The sequence below is a fragment of the Williamsia phyllosphaerae genome, assembly GCF_014635305.1.
Lineage (GTDB): Bacteria > Actinomycetota > Actinomycetes > Mycobacteriales > Mycobacteriaceae > Williamsia_A > Williamsia_A phyllosphaerae.
Genome location: NZ_BMCS01000001.1, coordinates 407,960 through 423,922 on the forward strand (window position 1 = coordinate 407,960; position 15,963 = coordinate 423,922).

Sequence of the window (15,963 nt, forward strand, 5' to 3'; positions counted from 1 at the left end):
ATGAACAGCGAGTTCCCGACGTCGCGACCCAAGGAGTGTTCAAAAATGCTGCTAGTGACCTTCATGCGCGATGACACGCAGTGTCTTGGAGCGGTGTCTAAAGACACCGTTGTCGACCTCGAGGCAGCGCGCAGCGTCCTGCGGCCACAAATGCCAAGCGCCGACTTCCAGTCCATGATCGCCTTCTTCGAAACTGGATCCCGAGGCCTCGATAACGGCGCGGCACTTGTAGATGCGGCGCTGGCCGAAGGCGCCGAGCTCGTCGGCGGAAACGGCCGCCCCATACTGACCGGCAGAGACGATGTGCGACTGCTGTCACCGGTCCCCCGACCTCGGCGTATGCGCGATTTCCTCACCCACCTCGAGCATTACCGGCGATCGTTCGGCATCGAACCTCCCGCGCCGCTGCAGCAGTTTCCGATCAGCTACAACGGCAACCACGAAGCGATCCTCGGTCCCGGCGACGACATTCCGTGGCCGGCATACAGTGACCAACTCGACTTCGAACTCGAACTGGGCTTCTTCGTTTCCCGCGCAGGACGCGACATCTCCGTTGCCGACGCTCCGTCATACATCGCCGGCATCACCATCTTCAACGACGTCAGCGCACGAGACATCCAATCGTTCGAGATGTCCGCCCAAGTGGGTCCGGCGAAGGGAAAAAACTTCGCCAACGTGATCGGCCCCGCCGTCTTGACCTACGACGAAGTCGATCTCGATGACCTACAGGTCACCGCACGCATCAACGGCGAAAAGTGGGCCCAGGGGTCCGCAGTAGATCAGTCCTACTCGTTCGAAGAGGTACTCGCCTGGGCCAGCTACGGCGAAGACACAGTGCCCGGAGAATTCATCGGCACCGGCACCGTCGGCGGCGGCTGCGGAATCGAGCTCGACCGGTGGATCCAACCCGGCGACGTCATCGAACTCGAAGCCACCGGGATCGGGGTGCTCAAGAACCAGGTCGGCGCGAGAGAACTCAAAACGCAGTCAGCGGGCCTGCCCGGGTTCTCGCACTACCCACCACGATTCGGCGCCAATTAGCCAGCCGATTCAGTTGTTCACGAGTCCACCCGCGCCGGGTAGACGTTGGATTCGACGCCAATGACATGGGTCACATCGATCGCAGATGATTGTTTTTGTCACACCGACAAGGCCAGTTTCGTCCCAGCCTTAACGCCACCGTCCGCGCTCGACGCCGGGCATCCACCCACAGAAGGAGGCGCCTCACGCCATGGATCTACTACCTGGAGTGCGGTCCGCAACCGTCGACACCTCGCGTCTGCGCGTGCACTACATCGAGTCAGGGGCCACCGACGGACAACCGGTCCTGCTGATTCACGGCAATCTCTCGACCGGCCGGTTCTACGAGCACGTGATGACCGACATCCCCTCGCACTACCGGGTCATCGCACCAGACATGCGTGGGTTCGGCCGGACCGAACGCGCACCGATCGACGCGACTCGCGGGCTCTCCGACTGGGCCGATGACATCGTCGCGCTGCTCGACGCCCTCGACATCACCGAGCCCCCGCACCTCGTCGGATGGTCCACAGGCGGCGGCGCGATCGCCCGCTTTGTCATCGAGGGCCACGCGGCCGCGTCGCTGACCCTGATCGATCCGGTAGCGCCCTTCGGATTCGGCGGGGTCGGACTCGACGGGTCGCCCTGGTACGACGACTACGCCGGCAGCGGCGCCGGAATGGTCAACCCCACCTTCCTCGAACACCTCACAGCCGGAGACCGATCAACCGACAGCCCATTCTCCCCGCGCAACGTCATGCCGCCCACATTCTGGGGCGGCGACCCCGCCGACCCCTCAGACCTGTCGGCCCTGTTACTCGAGGAAACGTTCACCACCTGGATCGACGAGAACAACTTCCCCGGCGACATCGCCGCATCCGACAACTGGCCCGGGACCGCACCCGGAACACGCGGCATCTTGAATGCCCTCTCACCCAAATATCTGCACTGGAACGAGATCGTCGACCTGCAGGACAAGCCGCCGATTCTATGGAGCCACGGCGGCGAGGACTCGATCATTTCCGACGCATCGACCTGGGACGCCGCGGTACTCGGAGCGGCCGGCCTCATACCGGGTTGGCCCGGGGCCGACACCTGCCCCACCCAGCCCATGGTCACCCAGATCCGCAACGTCCTTGGCGAATACGAGCAGCGGGGTGGACGGGTAGTACACAACTGGATCGACGGTGTACGCCACCTGCCCATCATCGAAGCCCGCGACGAATGGCTCACCGCGTTCACCGCATTCATCCAACAAGCCTGATCGAAAACACCACTTCGATCACGACACAGCAACGGCCGGCGGTATCCAAACGGACATCGCCAACCCGAGCTTGAAACAAAGGAGTCACAACACATGTCCGACACCGAAACTCGTCTCGCCGCACTCGAACGCGACCTCGACGATCTGCGCAGCCGCGAAGCCATCCGCGACGTCCTGCACCGCTACTGCCGCGGAGTCGATCGGCTCGACGCAGAGGTCCTCAAAGCCTGCTACCACGACGACGCCTACGACACCCACTGGTTCGCCAACGGCCCAGCCCAGCCGTTCGCCGAGTGGGTCGTGGCTGAGGTACTCCCCCACGCCCACACCACCGTCCACTCCCTCACCAACGAGATCATCGAGTTCGCCGGCGACCGCGCGTTCGTGGAGAGCCACGTGCACGTACTGCACGAAATGGCAGTTCCCGGACAGAACCCCGACAAGCCCTACCTGCATCAGTTGGTCGAATGCCGGTACATCGACATTTTCGAGCGACGCGAGGGGATCTGGAAGATCCTGTACCGCCACTCGCTGGTCGACAACACCGTCGAGTTCGAGGTCCCCGTCTACCCGGTACCGCTGCCCGAACCGGCGATGGGCAAACGCACCAAAGACGACGCCGTGTACGCAGGGTTCGACCTCGAGAAGTTGCGGCCCGAGGACATTCGAATGAACTTCTTCGCCCCCTTCGTCGAACGAAACTCAGCTGAGGCCCAGTCGTGAGTACTACCACCGCCACCCGCTCATCCATCCGCACCCTGGGAGGTTTCGCAGTACTCGCCGGCGCTGGGTCGATACTGTCGATCATCAGCCTCATCGGGCCGACGTGGTTGTTCAGCCCCGCCCAGCCCGCGGCCGGTGTTCCCGAAATGTCGCTGGACTTCGCGACACTCGGCGACATCACCGCAAGTAGCCCGTCGACTGTCCAGTCCTCCTACTTCGGGTGGCTCGGGTGGACGCTAGTGATCGTCACAATTGCGGCCGCGGCAGCGGCGATCGTGACGCGGATAAGACTGCTCGCCGCCGCAGAGGGCGTCATCGCCCTAGTCGCACTCGTCGTGACAGTCTTCGCGGTCAAAGGCCCGCTCAGCTGGGGAGGGTTCTACGACGCCATCCCGAACATGCGCATCGGCGGATACCTGATCACCATCGGCCTCGTGCTGATCATCGCCCACGCTGCAGGGACGTCACGCCGCTCGCGAGCGTGACAATAAGCCCGGTAGGCACCGCCGCAACATCAAAGGCAGCGGTGTCTACCCGGGTGAGTCAATAACCCATGCACACAAACCGGCCCCGCGCCAAGTCACCAGCCGACAAAACTCAGGGAGGCAAGCACGAGATGCCCCCAGCCCTGCCACAACACACCCGTATGCTGGGGTCAGCCCGCCCGGTGCGTGGATCATGACATCAGCTCAACCACCCACACCTGCGGGCCGAACCCCTCCTAAGTCGGCGCATCGCGCGAACCAGCCTGAATTCGTCTTCCGGACCGCATTTTCGTCACTCTGCGACTACTGCAGCGGCCATATCGCTGCTGGCGCTACCGCCACCAAAATCGACAACCGATACATCTGCGCTACCTGCACCGGCGGCGGCACCCGGCCAGAGAACTGACACCACCGCCAATCAGCAACCTAAGACCTCCTACGAGGCAAGCGGCGTGCGGAACCCGGACCCAGACAGCCCAGAAGGCACCCCACACGCCTCTGTGATCAGCAGTATTGCCTCAACCTGACACATCGTAATGTTATCGGCCTGCCGAATATGCTGTGCAGTATTGGTTTTGGTGCTGATCTGACATAACCGGGTTTAGGGCGATAGCTGACGCTCGAGTCCGTTGATGATGGTGCGTATGCCGTAGGCGAATCTGGTGGCCGGGTCGCTGGTGAAGGTGTCGTAAAACAGTCGATCGAGGTCATCGTCATCCCCATCGGGTGGTTCGGGGCGCCGATGTTCGGGTCCGTCGACGCCGAACATAGCTTGTTCTTCGATGGTGTGACCGAGTACGTAGTGTCCGATGATGGTCAGGGCGGCTGCCGCTTCGGATCGGTCGAAGCCTGCTCGGCACAGTGCGTCGATACCGGCTCTGGCGATGGCCAGGGTGTTTTGGTCGGTCGTGTAGGTCCCAGCCATGACCCGGGCACCGTCGCGATGGGCCATGAGCGCTGAACGCAGGCGGTGGGCCAGGATGTCGAGTTGCTCGGCCCATGGCGCCGGGGGTAAATCGTCGCCGACGCCCTCCACCAGGGCGCCCGCGACCGCTTCGAGTAGTGCCAGCTTGTTCGTGAAGTGCCAGTAGAGGCCGCCCTGCTGGACGCCCAGGTGCGCCCCCAGCTTGCGCATCGTCAGCCCGTCGAGGCCTTTGGCATCGAGTAATTCGATTGCGCCCCTAAGGACATCGTTTCGTCGCAGTTGCACACCGCTCTCCTTCGCTTGCGGCTGATCGCCTCGACACACACCTTGACTCAATACTAAGTGTAGCCTAACTTGAACACTGTTCATTTGAACATCGCTCAAGTTGTGGAGGTCGTGTTCGATGGGTGTGATCCCAAAAGTGCAACGCCCAAAGAGTCGGCGGATGACCGCGTTGACGGTCATCGACAACGTCGAGATCAGCCCTAGCTTTCGACGAGTCACCGTGGGCGGCGAGGGTCTGGTCGATCTGGACCACATGGGCTTCGACCAGAGTGTTCGCCTGTTCTTCCCCAGGGACGGACAGCGCGAGTTGCGGATGCCGACGGTGTCGAACGATGCCTGGTTGGGGCAGTTCCTGCTTCAGTCCAAGTCGCGGCGGCCGTGGGTGCGCAACTACACCATCCGACAGTTCAGGCCCGACGACCTCGAGATCGACATCGACTTCGTGCGCCACGGAGACGCCGGCCCGGCATCGGGGTGGGCCGAGCATGCGCGGCCGGGCGATCCGGTGGGGATCTTCGACGAAGGCATCACCTACCTACCGCCGTCAGATGCCCAATGGCATCTGCTGGCCGGGGAGGAAAGTGCGGTGCCGGCAGTCCTGTCGATCCTCGAGTGCGTTCCCGATGATCTGCGTGTCGAGGTGTTCCTCGAAGTGCCCACGGCCTCCGACATCCCGGAGAAGGTGTCGGCCCCGGAGTCCGCACAGATTCACTGGGTCGTCCGTGATGAACCGACCGAGGTGCCCGGGACCCGGCTGCTGCGGGAGATGAGGGGCGCGACCCTGCCTCGAGGAAAGTTCTATACCTGGGTTGCCGGCGAACACACGTTGCCGACAGGACTGCGCCGGCATCTGGTCAACGATCGAGGAATACCTAAGTCCGATATCACCTTCGGCGGATATTGGCGGTACGGCAAGAGCAGCCCGGGCTGATTCCCCGCGGCACGCACAGTCCTGACCATTGCCGTTGGTTTCGCATGCGACCTACTAGCTGTACCCGGACAGGACGTTGGTAGCAGGCGTGTCGGGTTGAAGTAGGGAGAACCTCCGGGTGGGGTGTGGCTTGTCGAAGGCCCATCACCACTCCGGAGGTTCTCGTGTCCCACCGTAATGCCCGCACCACCGTCCATGGCCGAAGGCTGATCGTCGAGCGCCACCGAGCTGGGTGGCCGCAATCGCATATCGCTGCAGCGATGGGCGTCTCACGCAAATGCATCAAGACCTGGATCGATCGCCACGCCGCCGAGGGTGAGGCCGGTCTTGTGGACAGATCCTCACGCCCGCACAGGATGCCGACGCGGACCAGTAGTGCGGTTGAGGACCGTATCGTTGCGCTACGACGTGAGCAGCGGCGTGGCCCGGACTGGATCGGACCAGAACTCGGTGTGCCCGCTCGCACCGTCCCACGGGTGCTGCGCCGGCACGCCATGCCGTATCTGTGTGAGCTCGATCCACTCACCGGGGCGGTGATCCGGGCGTCGAAAACCACCGCGACCCGCTACGAACGCGACCGGCCGGGTGAGTTGGTCCACATGGACGTCAAAAAGCTCGGCCGTATCCCCGCCGGCGGTGGCTGGAAAGCGCGAGGCCGCGCCGCGGGCTCGTCGGCTCGAAATCGTTCTGTCCCTGTTGGATTCGACTATGTGCACTCGATGGTCGATGATCACTCGAGGCTGGCGTACTCAGAAATCCTGGCCGACGAAAAAGGCGTGACCTGCGCTGGTTTCCTCACCCGCGCCATCGCGTACTTCGCCGACCACGGTATCGATCGGATCGAGCGATTGATGACCGACAACGCCTGGGCGTACCAACACTCCCTGCGAGCTGTGTGTGCCGACCACGCGATCACGCAAAAGTTCATCAAGCCTCATTGCCCCTGGCAGAACGGGAAAGTCGAACGACTCAACCGCACCCTGGCCACCGAGTGGGCCTACCGACACCCCTACACCAGCAACGCCGAGCGCACCGCAGCCCTTGCACCCTGGCTCGAGAACTACAACACTGACCGCCGTCACAGCGCACTCGGCGGACACCCACCCATCAGCCGCCTGTCACCAACCTGATGTCCGGGTACAACTAGCGCCTCGTCGTCGATCACCATCACGCGGATCGACGAATCGACGGGAAAATTGGCCATGCGCGGAGTCTAGGACCCGGATACATGCCTCCGGTGCGCTCGACGGGCAGCTCCAGCCAGGTGGCGGGACGCAGCATCCGAATGACCGATGCGCCCGCCGCGTCACTTTCGAGACGGTGGGGACATGCAATTCCCCCTGTGGTCGTTGGTACAGCAGCTGAGTCTGCTGAGCACCGCCGTGACCGCCGGGATGACGCTCGTGCCCGCTGGGATCGCTGTGGTGGTCGTCCGCTCCGCGGCCCGCTCAGCCCAGCGGAGGTTAGTGCTGGCCTCGGCGATGGGCACCGGCGGTGTCCTTGCTGCGGCCGCCGCTCGCAGATGGGCCGGTCACGAGGGATTCGACACGTCGACCGCACCTATCGCCGTCTGGATGGCACTCGCGGTCATGGTCGCGCTGACGGTGGCCCTGGCGCTCGGCTGGGGGCGGACGTCGTGGGCGATGCGGGGCGTCGCGGTCGTCGGCGTCTTGATAGGAATCACCACGTCGATGCTGGGTGTCAACAACTGGATTGGCTACTATCCGACCGTTGGTGCGCTCGTGGACGCCGCAACGGGTCGCGAACCCGTCCCTCTCGGCGGTATCGCCGCGATCCGAGCGAGCCGTCTTCGAGGGCAGATTCCGCAGGGCGGACGCGCGTTTGTCCTCCCCCGGTCGGCGGGCGACAGCTTCCGGGCGCGCACAGAATACGTGTGGCTGCCGCCGGCCTGGTTCGATCACGGCGACCACAGTTTCGACGTCGTGGTGTTAATCCCCGGGGTCATCAACACCCCACGCGACTGGATCGTCAGCGGCGGTGCCATTGACAGCGCCCAAGACTGGGCTCGCCGACATTCCGGGCGAGCACCAATCCTGGTGTTCGCCGACCCGTCGGGCGCGTTGTCCAACGACACCGAATGCGTCAACGGACCGCGGGGCCGGGCCGAGACGCATCTGACGACGGAGATGGTCCGACGCCTCGACAGCGCATTGGCCGACGGCCGTCCCCGCGACCTCGTCGTGGCGGGGTGGTCCATGGGCGGGACATGCGCCATGACCCTCGCAGCGCGTCACCGCCAACTTTTTCCGCGATTCATCAGCATCTCCGGAGACCCGCGGCCATCCGTCGTCGGCGGGCCCTCTGCCACCACACGCGAGTTGTTCGCCGGTCGGCGCGACGCACTTCAGCAGCACAGCATTGTCACCCTGGCTACCGCGATGCCTGCCGGCAGCGTGGCGGGCTTCCTCGCCGCGAGCTATCGGCGCGGAACGCCGCCCGGACGTTCCAAAGAGGTCCAGACCGTGCAGATGGTGTCCTCAGCCTTGGGGCGAACTCGCCAGGTGGCGACCACCGTCGTCAAACCCGGCTAACATGCGTGGACCTTCGCCCGCAGCCAGTTCCGCGCCGCGCTGCACTGGCTCAGCGTCACACCGCCTCCAACCCCCTAACCCCAATCGAGTCAGTCCAATTGCCGGGACGACTTCATCCAGCGCACGCACTCGGACACGAACGACGGCGGCTGCCGGATCGGGCACAGGTGGCGCGGTCCGTCGATGATGCGCGTTTCCGATCGCGGGGCGACCGTACCGAGGTGACGCACCGATTCCCGCGCCACCGAGGACTCTGGCCTGCCGGCCATGACCAGTACCGGGGGTCGAGACCGAGGCCATGCTGTCGGTCGATGGGCCGGCGAGGATCTCGTTGCTCAGGCGACGAAGTCTTTTCACCGCGGCGGATTCCCCTCGCATCGAAACCGGACATACTCGGTTCTTGCCAGATCGAGCTGCGCGCCGATCACCGCGTGTCCGAATGCACTGCAGACGAACGGGGTGGCGAGGCAATCGAGCGGTCGCTCCCGCCGCGGCGACGCAACGGTGACGGCGCACGCGACGACCGCGGTGTCGAGCCGGTAAGGATTCGCGGCGAGCATTCGCAGTTTTGCGCAATTGGGGTGAGTTGATGTCGCAACACTTCTCAGACCACCTCACCGCCGGTCCGTCCGCGCTGGATCAGATCAGATGACCGGCCGCAAATCCGCTAGATGGTCCGTCCTGGCGAGACAGTTGCGAGCATGACGATTAGCGTCCCAGCAGGACAGCCGGACCGGCGGTTTATGCGGCACATCAGGCCCCCGTCAAGGAGGACGACAACCAGCGCCCGCTCTACCCATTGACGCCAGCCGGCCCGAGGTGCACCTGGTGTGTCGGGGGGCGACGATCATCCGCGCGGACAGCGTCACGGTTGTCGGCCAGACACGGCTGCAACCTCTAGCCGCCTCGGCCCCCAGAATCGAGGTGAAGAACGGCCATCGCAGCGGCTATCTCTACATCATGCGTTCGAGCAGTGGATCCCGATGAGGCGGGCCGCCTCGGCAGGGTTCTCGAGCGGCGCGAGATGCGCAACATGATCGAGAACTGTCAGCGTCCCGTGACGGACACCATCGGCAATTTCGGTCAAACATGCCACCGGGGTAACCGCGTCGTGGGCACCGGCCACCGCGTGTACCGGTGTGTTGATGGTCGCAAGACGGGACCGGACGTCGAAGCCGCCGAGAGACTCGCAAACGAGCGCGTACGATTCATCGTCGGTGTCACGTAACGACTGCAGCACCGAGGTCGCCTCTCGTGGCCGCCGTTCGACCAACCCCGGCCGGAACCACCTCTCGATCGATCCCGCGACCATCGAGGCCGTCCCGGCCTGTCGAACGGTTGACGCACGATCGCGCCATCCGTGCGCCTCACCGATCTTCGCCCCTGTGCACATCACTACGGCAACTTTCACCAACTCGGGGCTATCTAGAAGCAACTGTAAGCCGACAGCGCCGCCCACAGAGACCCCGGCATAGAAGAACCTGTCACGCCCCGACAAAGCCAGGAGACACTCGACCGCCGCGATCACGCCCCCGGCGAGCTCGGCGATGTCGAAACTCTTCGCTGCGGGGATGCTCGCTCCGTGACCGGGAAGATCCCACCCGACAACGTCAAAGCGGTGAACCAAACGCTCCGCACTGCCCCCCCACAGAGCCGTCACGGAGGTTCCCAGCGACGGACCGAGCACGAGCATTGGCTTGGCTGACGGTTCGGAGAACCTCGTCAGGGCGATATCAGGCACCGTCACGGATTCTCACCCGCGGCGATGTCGGAGGGGTGTTGCGCGAGTGGGGTGACCTGAATGGTCATGAACGGGAACAACGGGAGATTCCAGAGGATCTCGTGCAGCCGTTCGTTGTCCCGGACATCGAAGATGCTCAGGTTCGAGTACTGCCCGACGCATCGCCAGATGCTCACCCACTCCCCCGCGCGCTGCAGGTCCTGCGAGTACGCCTTCTCCCGTGCGAGGGTGTCGGCACGGAGGTCGGGCTCCATGTCCTGCGGGAGCGCTACTTCCATGGTCACCGCGAAAAGCATTGCTCTGCAACTCCCTTCAGGACTTGTCGTCGACGTCTGGGTCGAGCACGAAGTCGTAGGTCACCTGTTGTCCACCGTCGACCTCGGTGGGCGCGAGGATCAGCTCGGGCTTCACCGCGTTGGCGACGTCGTCATCGTTGTGCGAATCGCCCGGGAAGTAGAGCTGGGTGGTGACCTGCTGATGTCCGGCAGCGGCAACCTTGAGGTGCAGATGCGCCGGACGCCACGGATGCCAGCCCGCAGCCGAGATCAGCTTGCCGCAGGCCCCGTCGGTCGGGATCTGGTAGGGCGCCGGCTTGACGGTGTGGATGTGGAAGCGGCCCTCGGTGTCCGCGGTGACGGTGCCGCGCAGGTTCCACTCCGGGATGCCCGGGGCGAACTGAGAGTAGAAACCGTCGGCGTCGGCGTGCCAGATCTCCAGCACCGCTTCGGGGAGCGGCGTCCCGTCGACCCCGCGGACCTGCCCCTGGAACAGCAGCGGGGTGCCGGCCTCGTTATCACGGGTGGGAAGTGTTGACTCGAAGCCGAGTTCGGGTGCGTCGGGCACGTAGTACGGCCCCTCGATGGTCCCCTTGCTGCCCTCACGACTTTGCGCGGCGACCTCCTCCACGACGTGCTCGACCCACACGTCGAGGAACAGCGGCCACTCACCGTCCTGACCGACCATGATCAGCCACGACTTCAACGCGTTGTACTCGTCGTAGGTGACGTTGTGATCGCGGATCGTCTTGTGCACAGATGCGAGGACCTCGCGCGCGAGTTCACTGACCCGTTCCGGCGGCGTCTGCGCGCCACCGATCTTGTCGGTGGTGAAACGCTGCGTCGCGTTGGCACCGGACGCTGCGGCAGTGGCGGTGATCGTCTGGTCGACGCTCATGGTGGATCTCCTTGTTCTTCGTGGGCTGTTGGATGGAGAAGTCGTGGGGCGGGGTCAACCGTCGATGCGATACGCGGCCAGCTTGTCGTCGTCGATCTCGACGCCGATACCGGCTCCGGACGGGACCACCAGTTCACCGTCGGCGATCGTCAGCGACTCGGTGAGCAGGTCGTCGGACATGTCCAGGAAGTTCGACAGTTCGCCCGCGCGACGTGAGGTGAGCGCGAACGCGGCGCCGAACGCCACCGTGCACGCGGTGCCCAGCTGGCCGTCGATCTGGTTTCCCATGACCACCTCGAGGCCGAGGCCCTCGCAGAGATGGTGCGTGCGCAGCGACCCGGTGAAACCGGTGCGCGCGGTCTTGATGCTGATCGCGGTCGCGGCACCGGACAGGACCTCTCGGGTGACCTCGGCCGGTGTCGTCGCGGATTCGTCTGCGACGAAGGGGATGTCGAGCTGCCCGACGAGCCACTTACGACCCAGGACGTCATCGGCCGGACACAGTTCCTCGGCCAGGGTCAGACCCAGATCCGACATCTCGGCCATCGCCCGCGCCGACTCCGAGGCCGTCCACCCGCGGTTGCCGTCGACGTAGAGCTCGACGTCATCGCCGAGACCCTCGCGCAGTGCGCGGACGACGGCGGTGTCGAGGCCGACCGGATGGCGCCCCACCTTCACCTTGAACACGCTGATGCCGTGGACATCCCGCATGCGGGTGGCCTCGTCGACCATCGCCGCGGGGGTGTCGAAGCCGAGCATGTGACAGACCCGCATACGGTCGGTGTATCCGCCGAGAAGATCGCCGACCGGCAGATCCAACGTCCGACCCAGTGCGTCCCAGATGGCCATGTCGATGGCGGCCTTGGCCACCGGGTTACCCACGGTACGACCGAGACGAGCATGGACGACCTCCCGCTCGACCAAGGTTAGTCCGACGATCTGCGGCGCGAAGATTGTCTCGATCACCGCGACCAGACCCCGCTGGGTCTCGCCATAGGTGAACGGTCGCGGCGGCGCGTCGGCCACACCCACGACCCCGTCGTCGGTGTGCACACGCACCAGGACGTGTTCGGCCGCGTGCACCTCACCGCTGGCGAACCGAAGCGGTTTCCGGTAGCCGATCCGGTACGGAATGGCGTCGATCCGGGTGATCTTCATCGGTTCTCCTTCCAGCCAGCCCTTGCCCGGTTGGTCATTGGGTCTTGCTGACGGTCATCGGCTTCCAGCGCGGCGACGACAGTTTTCGCACGATCCAACCAACCCTCGATCCGGGCGCGGGTCACCGACGGGGGCAGCATGGCCAACCGCAGCGTCATGGTGTGGACCCCCGCCTGATCACGCACCGGGAGTACAAGCGAGCCGAGCGAATAGCTTTGCGTATCATCGAGATCGGAGACCCGATAATCCACCGCCGAGTTGACCATCGAGTCGCGGATCAGCCGCCATTGCGCCGGCGTTATCCGTCCGTTCGAGTACAGTTCGGTGGCCTCACGGACCGCACCATAGGCGTCCCTGCCGGCATCGTCGGGGAGGATGGAGTAGGAGTAGCCGTGACGATCGAGGAACGAGAGCCGTGCGCGGAACCGTTCCATCGCCTCCTCGTCGGCTCCACGAAGTCGGTCAAGCCATCTCTGTTGGCAGTCAGGGGCCTTGTCGAAGTAGTAGGTGTCACCGACAGGGGGAACCATCGGAATCCGTCGGCCGAAATCACCAACCCTGTCGATCCCGGGACCGGTTGCTGAGAAAACGGTGGCGACTTCCTCCTCACTGACGGTCGTGAAAACGGTTACTTCACAGCCGATTTCGGCTGCGAGCGCCTCGAGCGCCTCACGTGCGCCGTGGGCCACGGTGATCGCGGGGAGGGTGTCGTGATCCATCCTCGCCATGAGTGACGTGCACACGAAGCTGCCGTAACCGCCCTGAAAAAAGATCAACGGTGACACCGGGTTGGTCACCGCCAACTGGCGGATCGCACACAGCACGATCCAGTGGTCGCCCGCTTCGACGGTGTTCTCGATGGCGACGTCCACCCAAGCAACCGATCTCGCGAGAACGGGATCGCCGGAGGGGGATTCATGCCAGTCGATGCCGTCGAGCTTGTTCTCCCACCGCTGGGCGATCGTCAGGACGAGCTCCTCCTGATCGCTGCCAAGGATGTTGATGCACAGCGACGAGCACTCTTGCATCGCCGCGTAGGTTCGCGACGTCTTCATCGGCATGAACGACACCAGAGGTGGGTCGAGCGACACCGAGTTGAAAGATCCGACGACCATTGCGAGGATGTCGCCGCTCGCGGTCGTGCCGGTCACGATCACGACCCCGGTGGGATAGTGACCCATCACCTCCCGGAACAACTGCGCGTCGATCGGCGCGGGTGCGGTGTCCACCATCGCGATGCCTCCTGCTGTTCTGACGATCTCGGCTGTTGTCGTAAACCTATGGGCGCGCCGAGATCCGATACAGACGGGAATCCTTTACCGCGCACCCGAAAGCGTGGGTACGGGGCAAGGATTTCTTTACTACCGCGGGTGTCTCGCGGCGGGCACACTGGTGCAGATGACCGGAGGAACATCGATGACCGAAGCCTGGTGGGCAGTACCCATCGAGGATCAGGTGGCTGCCATCGATCGTGGGGCCGTCACCGCGGAGACACTCTCCACGCAGATTCGCAACGAGGTGACACAGCACGAGGAGCACCTGCACGCCTGGGTCTCTTTGTCCGGCGCCGCGCTGTCCGACGCCCGGCGTCTGGACGTGACACCGGGATCGCTTCCGTTGCGGGGTGTATCGGTCGGCGTCAAGGACCTCATCGACGTCGCTGGTATGCCCACTCGCGCAGGGTCGTCGGTGACCAGCCGGGAGCCGGCCGGGTCCGACGCCGCCTGTGTGGCTCGCCTCCGGGATCTGGGGGCGATCGTCCAGGGCAAGACCGTCACCACCGAATTCGGATACTTCTCACCGGGCCCGACCCACAACCCCCACGCGCATGGACACACCCCGGGTGGATCCTCGAGCGGGTCGGCCTCGGCCGTCGGCGCCGGGACCATCCCACTCGCGCTCGGGACACAAACGGCCGGATCGTTGACCCGTCCGGCGTCGTTCTGTGGCGCGGCCGGGATGGTCTTCGCAGCGGGCACCACAAGCTTGGCCGGTGTGACTGGTCTGAGTCCCACGTTGGACTCGCTGGGGATGCTCACTCGGTCGGTGACTGACCTGCGGTACGTCGTCGAAGCGTTCACCGGTACCCGTTACGAACCTCTCGCACGTCGGACGCGGCCCATGGCGTTGACCTGGTCCGGCAGCGACCTCGGCGAGGTGGAGCCGGACATGCGTCGCCTGCTCGACGAGGTGCCGCAACTGATTGCGCGCGCCGGTCTGGGTTGCGCGCAACTGGAGTGGGATGACCACGTGCAGACGCTGTCCGCCGACCATCTCGTGGTCATGGCGCACGAGGCCGCCGACACTCTGAACGTCCTGCACGACACCAGTCACGAGTCGTTGAGTCCGCAGCTCCGCGATCTCGTGGCCGCCGGTCGCGCGACATCAGATCACGACCACACCCACGCACTGCTGCGGCGCGACCGATCGCGCGCTCTCCTCGAGAATATGCTCGACGGAGGCACCGTCATCGTGGGGCCGGGCGCGCTCGGGCCGGCCCCGGCCGGTCTGTCCGCGACGGGTTCTCCGGTCCTGAGCCGCCCGTGGCAGTTGTTGGGCCTGCCCGTGATCACCGTTCCCGGTGGTCGGACGTCGTCCGGGCTCCCTCTCGGTCTCCAGGTGATCGGGCTGCCCGGACACGAGAGTGTTCTCTTCGACGCCGCCATCGCGATCGAATCCGCCATTCGCTTACTGCCGCCGCAGCCGGCATGACTACTGTGCCAATCGGAGAAGGAAACACACCATGACACTGCCGCCGCGTCCCGTCCGACACCACCGGATGTTCCTGACCAGCTACGAGGACACGTTCAACTACGGGTGGCACCACGTCGATCTGTTCGTCCACGACGAATACGACCGCGAGGTCAACTGGGTGCACTGGACGGTGGAGGCGGACGGCCCGGACGCTGCCGACGCATCGGTCCGTGAGGAGGAGCCGTGGCTCGCTCGAACCTCGCCGTGGCAACATCGCGTCAGCGCGGCGGGGATGAACTACTGGACGGCCGACGCGGCCTGGGCTGATGAGCTGACCGACAGCGGTCGGTCGGCGTGAGCGTCGTAGGCGTGAGCGCACCGCAGCCGGCGACCGTCTACGTCGTCGACGACGATCCCGAGTTGTGCGAGTCGGTCGACTGGCTGCTCGGCAGCATCGGGATGTCCCCCACGATCTGTCACAGCGCCGACGAGTTCCTGTCGGTGTACAACGGCGAACACCCGGCCTGCATCGTCCTCGACGTCCGCATGCCGCAGATGAGCGGTACCCGACTCCAGGAGAAGCTCAACGAGTTCGCGCCGCACGTCACAATAATCTTTGTCTCTGCCCACGGCGACATCCGGATGTCGGTGTCGACACTGCAGGCCGGCGCTCTGGACTTCCTCGAAAAGCCATACGCCCCACAGCGCCTGCTCGAAGCCGTGCAGCGAGGTGTCGATCTCGCCGGCGAACGGTTCTCGGCGCACACGGCCCGGGCGACCATCGCGTCCAAGGTGTCCCTCTTGACGCCGCGAGAACGCCAGATCCTCTCGCTGGTCGTCGAGGGCCTGCCCAGCCAAAACATTGCTCGAAAACTTGGCATGAGCGTGAAAACCGTTGACGTGCACCGGGCACGGATCAAGGCCAAGACCGATGCGGACAGCATCAGCACGCTCGTTCGCGATGTGCTCCGCTTCGACGTTGAGGTCCCCGTCGACACCGCCCCTTAGTCCG

General features: G+C 64.6%; 16 protein-coding genes. 10 read left to right on the forward strand and 6 right to left on the reverse strand.

The features are described 5' to 3' along the window. Positions 1–63 precede the first annotated feature (63 nt). The 4 genes from IEV93_RS02045 (at position 64) to IEV93_RS02060 (ending at position 3,492) form a co-directional block, all read left to right on the forward strand. Positions 64–1,041 carry a fumarylacetoacetate hydrolase family protein gene (locus tag IEV93_RS02045; protein WP_229705105.1) on the forward strand — a complete coding sequence of 326 codons (978 nt, stop codon included), beginning with the start codon at positions 64–66 and terminating at the stop codon, positions 1,039–1,041. A gap of 190 nt (positions 1,042–1,231) precedes the next feature. Continuing rightward, positions 1,232–2,284, forward strand: a complete 1,053-nt coding sequence (locus IEV93_RS02050) for an alpha/beta fold hydrolase (protein WP_188486457.1) — start codon at positions 1,232–1,234, stop codon at positions 2,282–2,284. 93 nt (positions 2,285–2,377) lie between these two features. Then, entirely contained in the window at positions 2,378–3,007 is a 630-nt protein-coding gene (locus tag IEV93_RS02055; protein WP_188486459.1) for a nuclear transport factor 2 family protein, read from the forward strand. Next, the gene (locus IEV93_RS02060; protein WP_188486461.1) at positions 3,004–3,492 is read left to right on the forward strand and encodes a hypothetical protein; all 489 of its coding nucleotides are present in this window, start codon (positions 3,004–3,006) and stop codon (positions 3,490–3,492) included. The genes IEV93_RS02055 and IEV93_RS02060 overlap by 4 nt, the downstream gene beginning before the upstream one ends. A 601-nt stretch (positions 3,493–4,093) precedes the next feature. On the opposite strand, the gene IEV93_RS02065 is transcribed toward IEV93_RS02060, so the two are convergent. Further along, positions 4,094–4,702 (reverse strand): TetR/AcrR family transcriptional regulator C-terminal domain-containing protein, encoded by a 609-nt coding sequence (locus IEV93_RS02065; RefSeq protein WP_188486463.1) that lies wholly within the window; start codon positions 4,700–4,702, stop codon positions 4,094–4,096. A gap of 160 nt (positions 4,703–4,862) precedes the next feature. Between IEV93_RS02065 and IEV93_RS02070 the strand changes: the two genes are divergently transcribed. The 3 genes from IEV93_RS02070 (at position 4,863) to IEV93_RS02080 (ending at position 8,185) form a co-directional block, all read left to right on the forward strand. After that, complete coding sequence (locus IEV93_RS02070; RefSeq protein WP_268237447.1) at positions 4,863–5,633, forward strand: siderophore-interacting protein; 771 nt, start codon at positions 4,863–4,865, stop codon at positions 5,631–5,633. Positions 5,634–5,797: 164 nt separating this feature from the next. After that, the gene (locus tag IEV93_RS02075) at positions 5,798–6,763 is read left to right on the forward strand and encodes an IS481 family transposase (RefSeq protein ID WP_188486466.1); all 966 of its coding nucleotides are present in this window, start codon (positions 5,798–5,800) and stop codon (positions 6,761–6,763) included. A 198-nt stretch (positions 6,764–6,961) separates the two neighbouring features. Next, on the forward strand, positions 6,962–8,185 hold the full coding sequence (locus IEV93_RS02080) for an alpha/beta hydrolase-fold protein (RefSeq protein ID WP_188486468.1): 1,224 nt from the start codon (positions 6,962–6,964) through the stop codon (positions 8,183–8,185). A gap of 958 nt (positions 8,186–9,143) precedes the next feature. Here the strand turns inward: IEV93_RS02080 and IEV93_RS02085 are convergent. Genes IEV93_RS02085 through IEV93_RS02105 form a run of 5 tightly spaced genes read right to left on the reverse strand, consistent with a single transcriptional unit; the run spans position 9,144 to position 13,489 of the window. Then, on the reverse strand, positions 9,144–9,926 hold the full coding sequence (locus IEV93_RS02085) for an alpha/beta fold hydrolase (protein WP_188486470.1): 783 nt from the start codon (positions 9,924–9,926) through the stop codon (positions 9,144–9,146). A gap of 2 nt (positions 9,927–9,928) precedes the next feature. Continuing rightward, positions 9,929–10,222: a muconolactone Delta-isomerase gene (catC, locus tag IEV93_RS02090; RefSeq protein WP_188486472.1), complete on the reverse strand. Its 294-nt coding sequence runs from the start codon at positions 10,220–10,222 to the stop codon at positions 9,929–9,931. A gap of 16 nt (positions 10,223–10,238) precedes the next feature. Next, positions 10,239–11,099, reverse strand: a complete 861-nt coding sequence (gene catA, locus IEV93_RS02095) for a catechol 1,2-dioxygenase (protein WP_188486474.1) — start codon at positions 11,097–11,099, stop codon at positions 10,239–10,241. A 54-nt stretch (positions 11,100–11,153) separates the two neighbouring features. After that, the gene (locus IEV93_RS02100; protein WP_188486476.1) at positions 11,154–12,257 is read right to left on the reverse strand and encodes a mandelate racemase/muconate lactonizing enzyme family protein; all 1,104 of its coding nucleotides are present in this window, start codon (positions 12,255–12,257) and stop codon (positions 11,154–11,156) included. After that, positions 12,254–13,489 carry a flavin reductase family protein gene (locus IEV93_RS02105; protein WP_188486478.1) on the reverse strand — a complete coding sequence of 412 codons (1,236 nt, stop codon included), beginning with the start codon at positions 13,487–13,489 and terminating at the stop codon, positions 12,254–12,256. The genes IEV93_RS02100 and IEV93_RS02105 overlap by 4 nt, the downstream gene beginning before the upstream one ends. Before the next feature lie 184 nt (positions 13,490–13,673). On the opposite strand from IEV93_RS02105, the gene IEV93_RS02110 reads away from it, so the two are divergent. Genes IEV93_RS02110 through IEV93_RS02120 form a run of 3 tightly spaced genes read left to right on the forward strand, consistent with a single transcriptional unit; the run spans position 13,674 to position 15,959 of the window. Next, positions 13,674–14,969 (forward strand): amidase, encoded by a 1,296-nt coding sequence (locus IEV93_RS02110; protein WP_188490301.1) that lies wholly within the window; start codon positions 13,674–13,676, stop codon positions 14,967–14,969. A 31-nt stretch (positions 14,970–15,000) separates the two neighbouring features. Continuing rightward, entirely contained in the window at positions 15,001–15,309 is a 309-nt protein-coding gene (locus IEV93_RS02115) for a hypothetical protein (RefSeq protein WP_188486480.1), read from the forward strand. Positions 15,310–15,320: 11 nt separating this feature from the next. Next, a complete protein-coding gene (locus IEV93_RS02120; protein WP_229704830.1) occupies positions 15,321–15,959 on the forward strand; it encodes a response regulator transcription factor in 639 nt (212 codons plus the stop codon). The last annotated feature ends 4 nt before the right edge of the window (positions 15,960–15,963 follow it).

What these genes read in the sequence shown, in the direction of transcription:
- IEV93_RS02100 (WP_188486476.1), bottom strand. Translation starts at nt 12,257, where the DNA reads ATGAAGATCACCCGGATCGACGCCATTCCGTACCGGATCGGCTACCGG.
- IEV93_RS02115 (WP_188486480.1), top strand. Translation starts at nt 15,001, where the DNA reads ATGACACTGCCGCCGCGTCCCGTCCGACACCACCGGATGTTCCTGACC.
- IEV93_RS02050 (WP_188486457.1), top strand. Translation starts at nt 1,232, where the DNA reads ATGGATCTACTACCTGGAGTGCGGTCCGCAACCGTCGACACCTCGCGT.
- catC (WP_188486472.1), bottom strand. Translation starts at nt 10,222, where the DNA reads ATGCTTTTCGCGGTGACCATGGAAGTAGCGCTCCCGCAGGACATGGAG.
- IEV93_RS02110 (WP_188490301.1), top strand. Translation starts at nt 13,674, where the DNA reads ATGACCGAAGCCTGGTGGGCAGTACCCATCGAGGATCAGGTGGCTGCC.
- IEV93_RS02105 (WP_188486478.1), bottom strand. Translation starts at nt 13,489, where the DNA reads ATGGTGGACACCGCACCCGCGCCGATCGACGCGCAGTTGTTCCGGGAG.
- IEV93_RS02055 (WP_188486459.1), top strand. Translation starts at nt 2,378, where the DNA reads ATGTCCGACACCGAAACTCGTCTCGCCGCACTCGAACGCGACCTCGAC.
- IEV93_RS02070 (WP_268237447.1), top strand. Translation starts at nt 4,863, where the DNA reads ATGACCGCGTTGACGGTCATCGACAACGTCGAGATCAGCCCTAGCTTT.
- IEV93_RS02080 (WP_188486468.1), top strand. Translation starts at nt 6,962, where the DNA reads ATGCAATTCCCCCTGTGGTCGTTGGTACAGCAGCTGAGTCTGCTGAGC.
- IEV93_RS02045 (WP_229705105.1), top strand. Translation starts at nt 64, where the DNA reads ATGCGCGATGACACGCAGTGTCTTGGAGCGGTGTCTAAAGACACCGTT.
- catA (WP_188486474.1), bottom strand. Translation starts at nt 11,099, where the DNA reads ATGAGCGTCGACCAGACGATCACCGCCACTGCCGCAGCGTCCGGTGCC.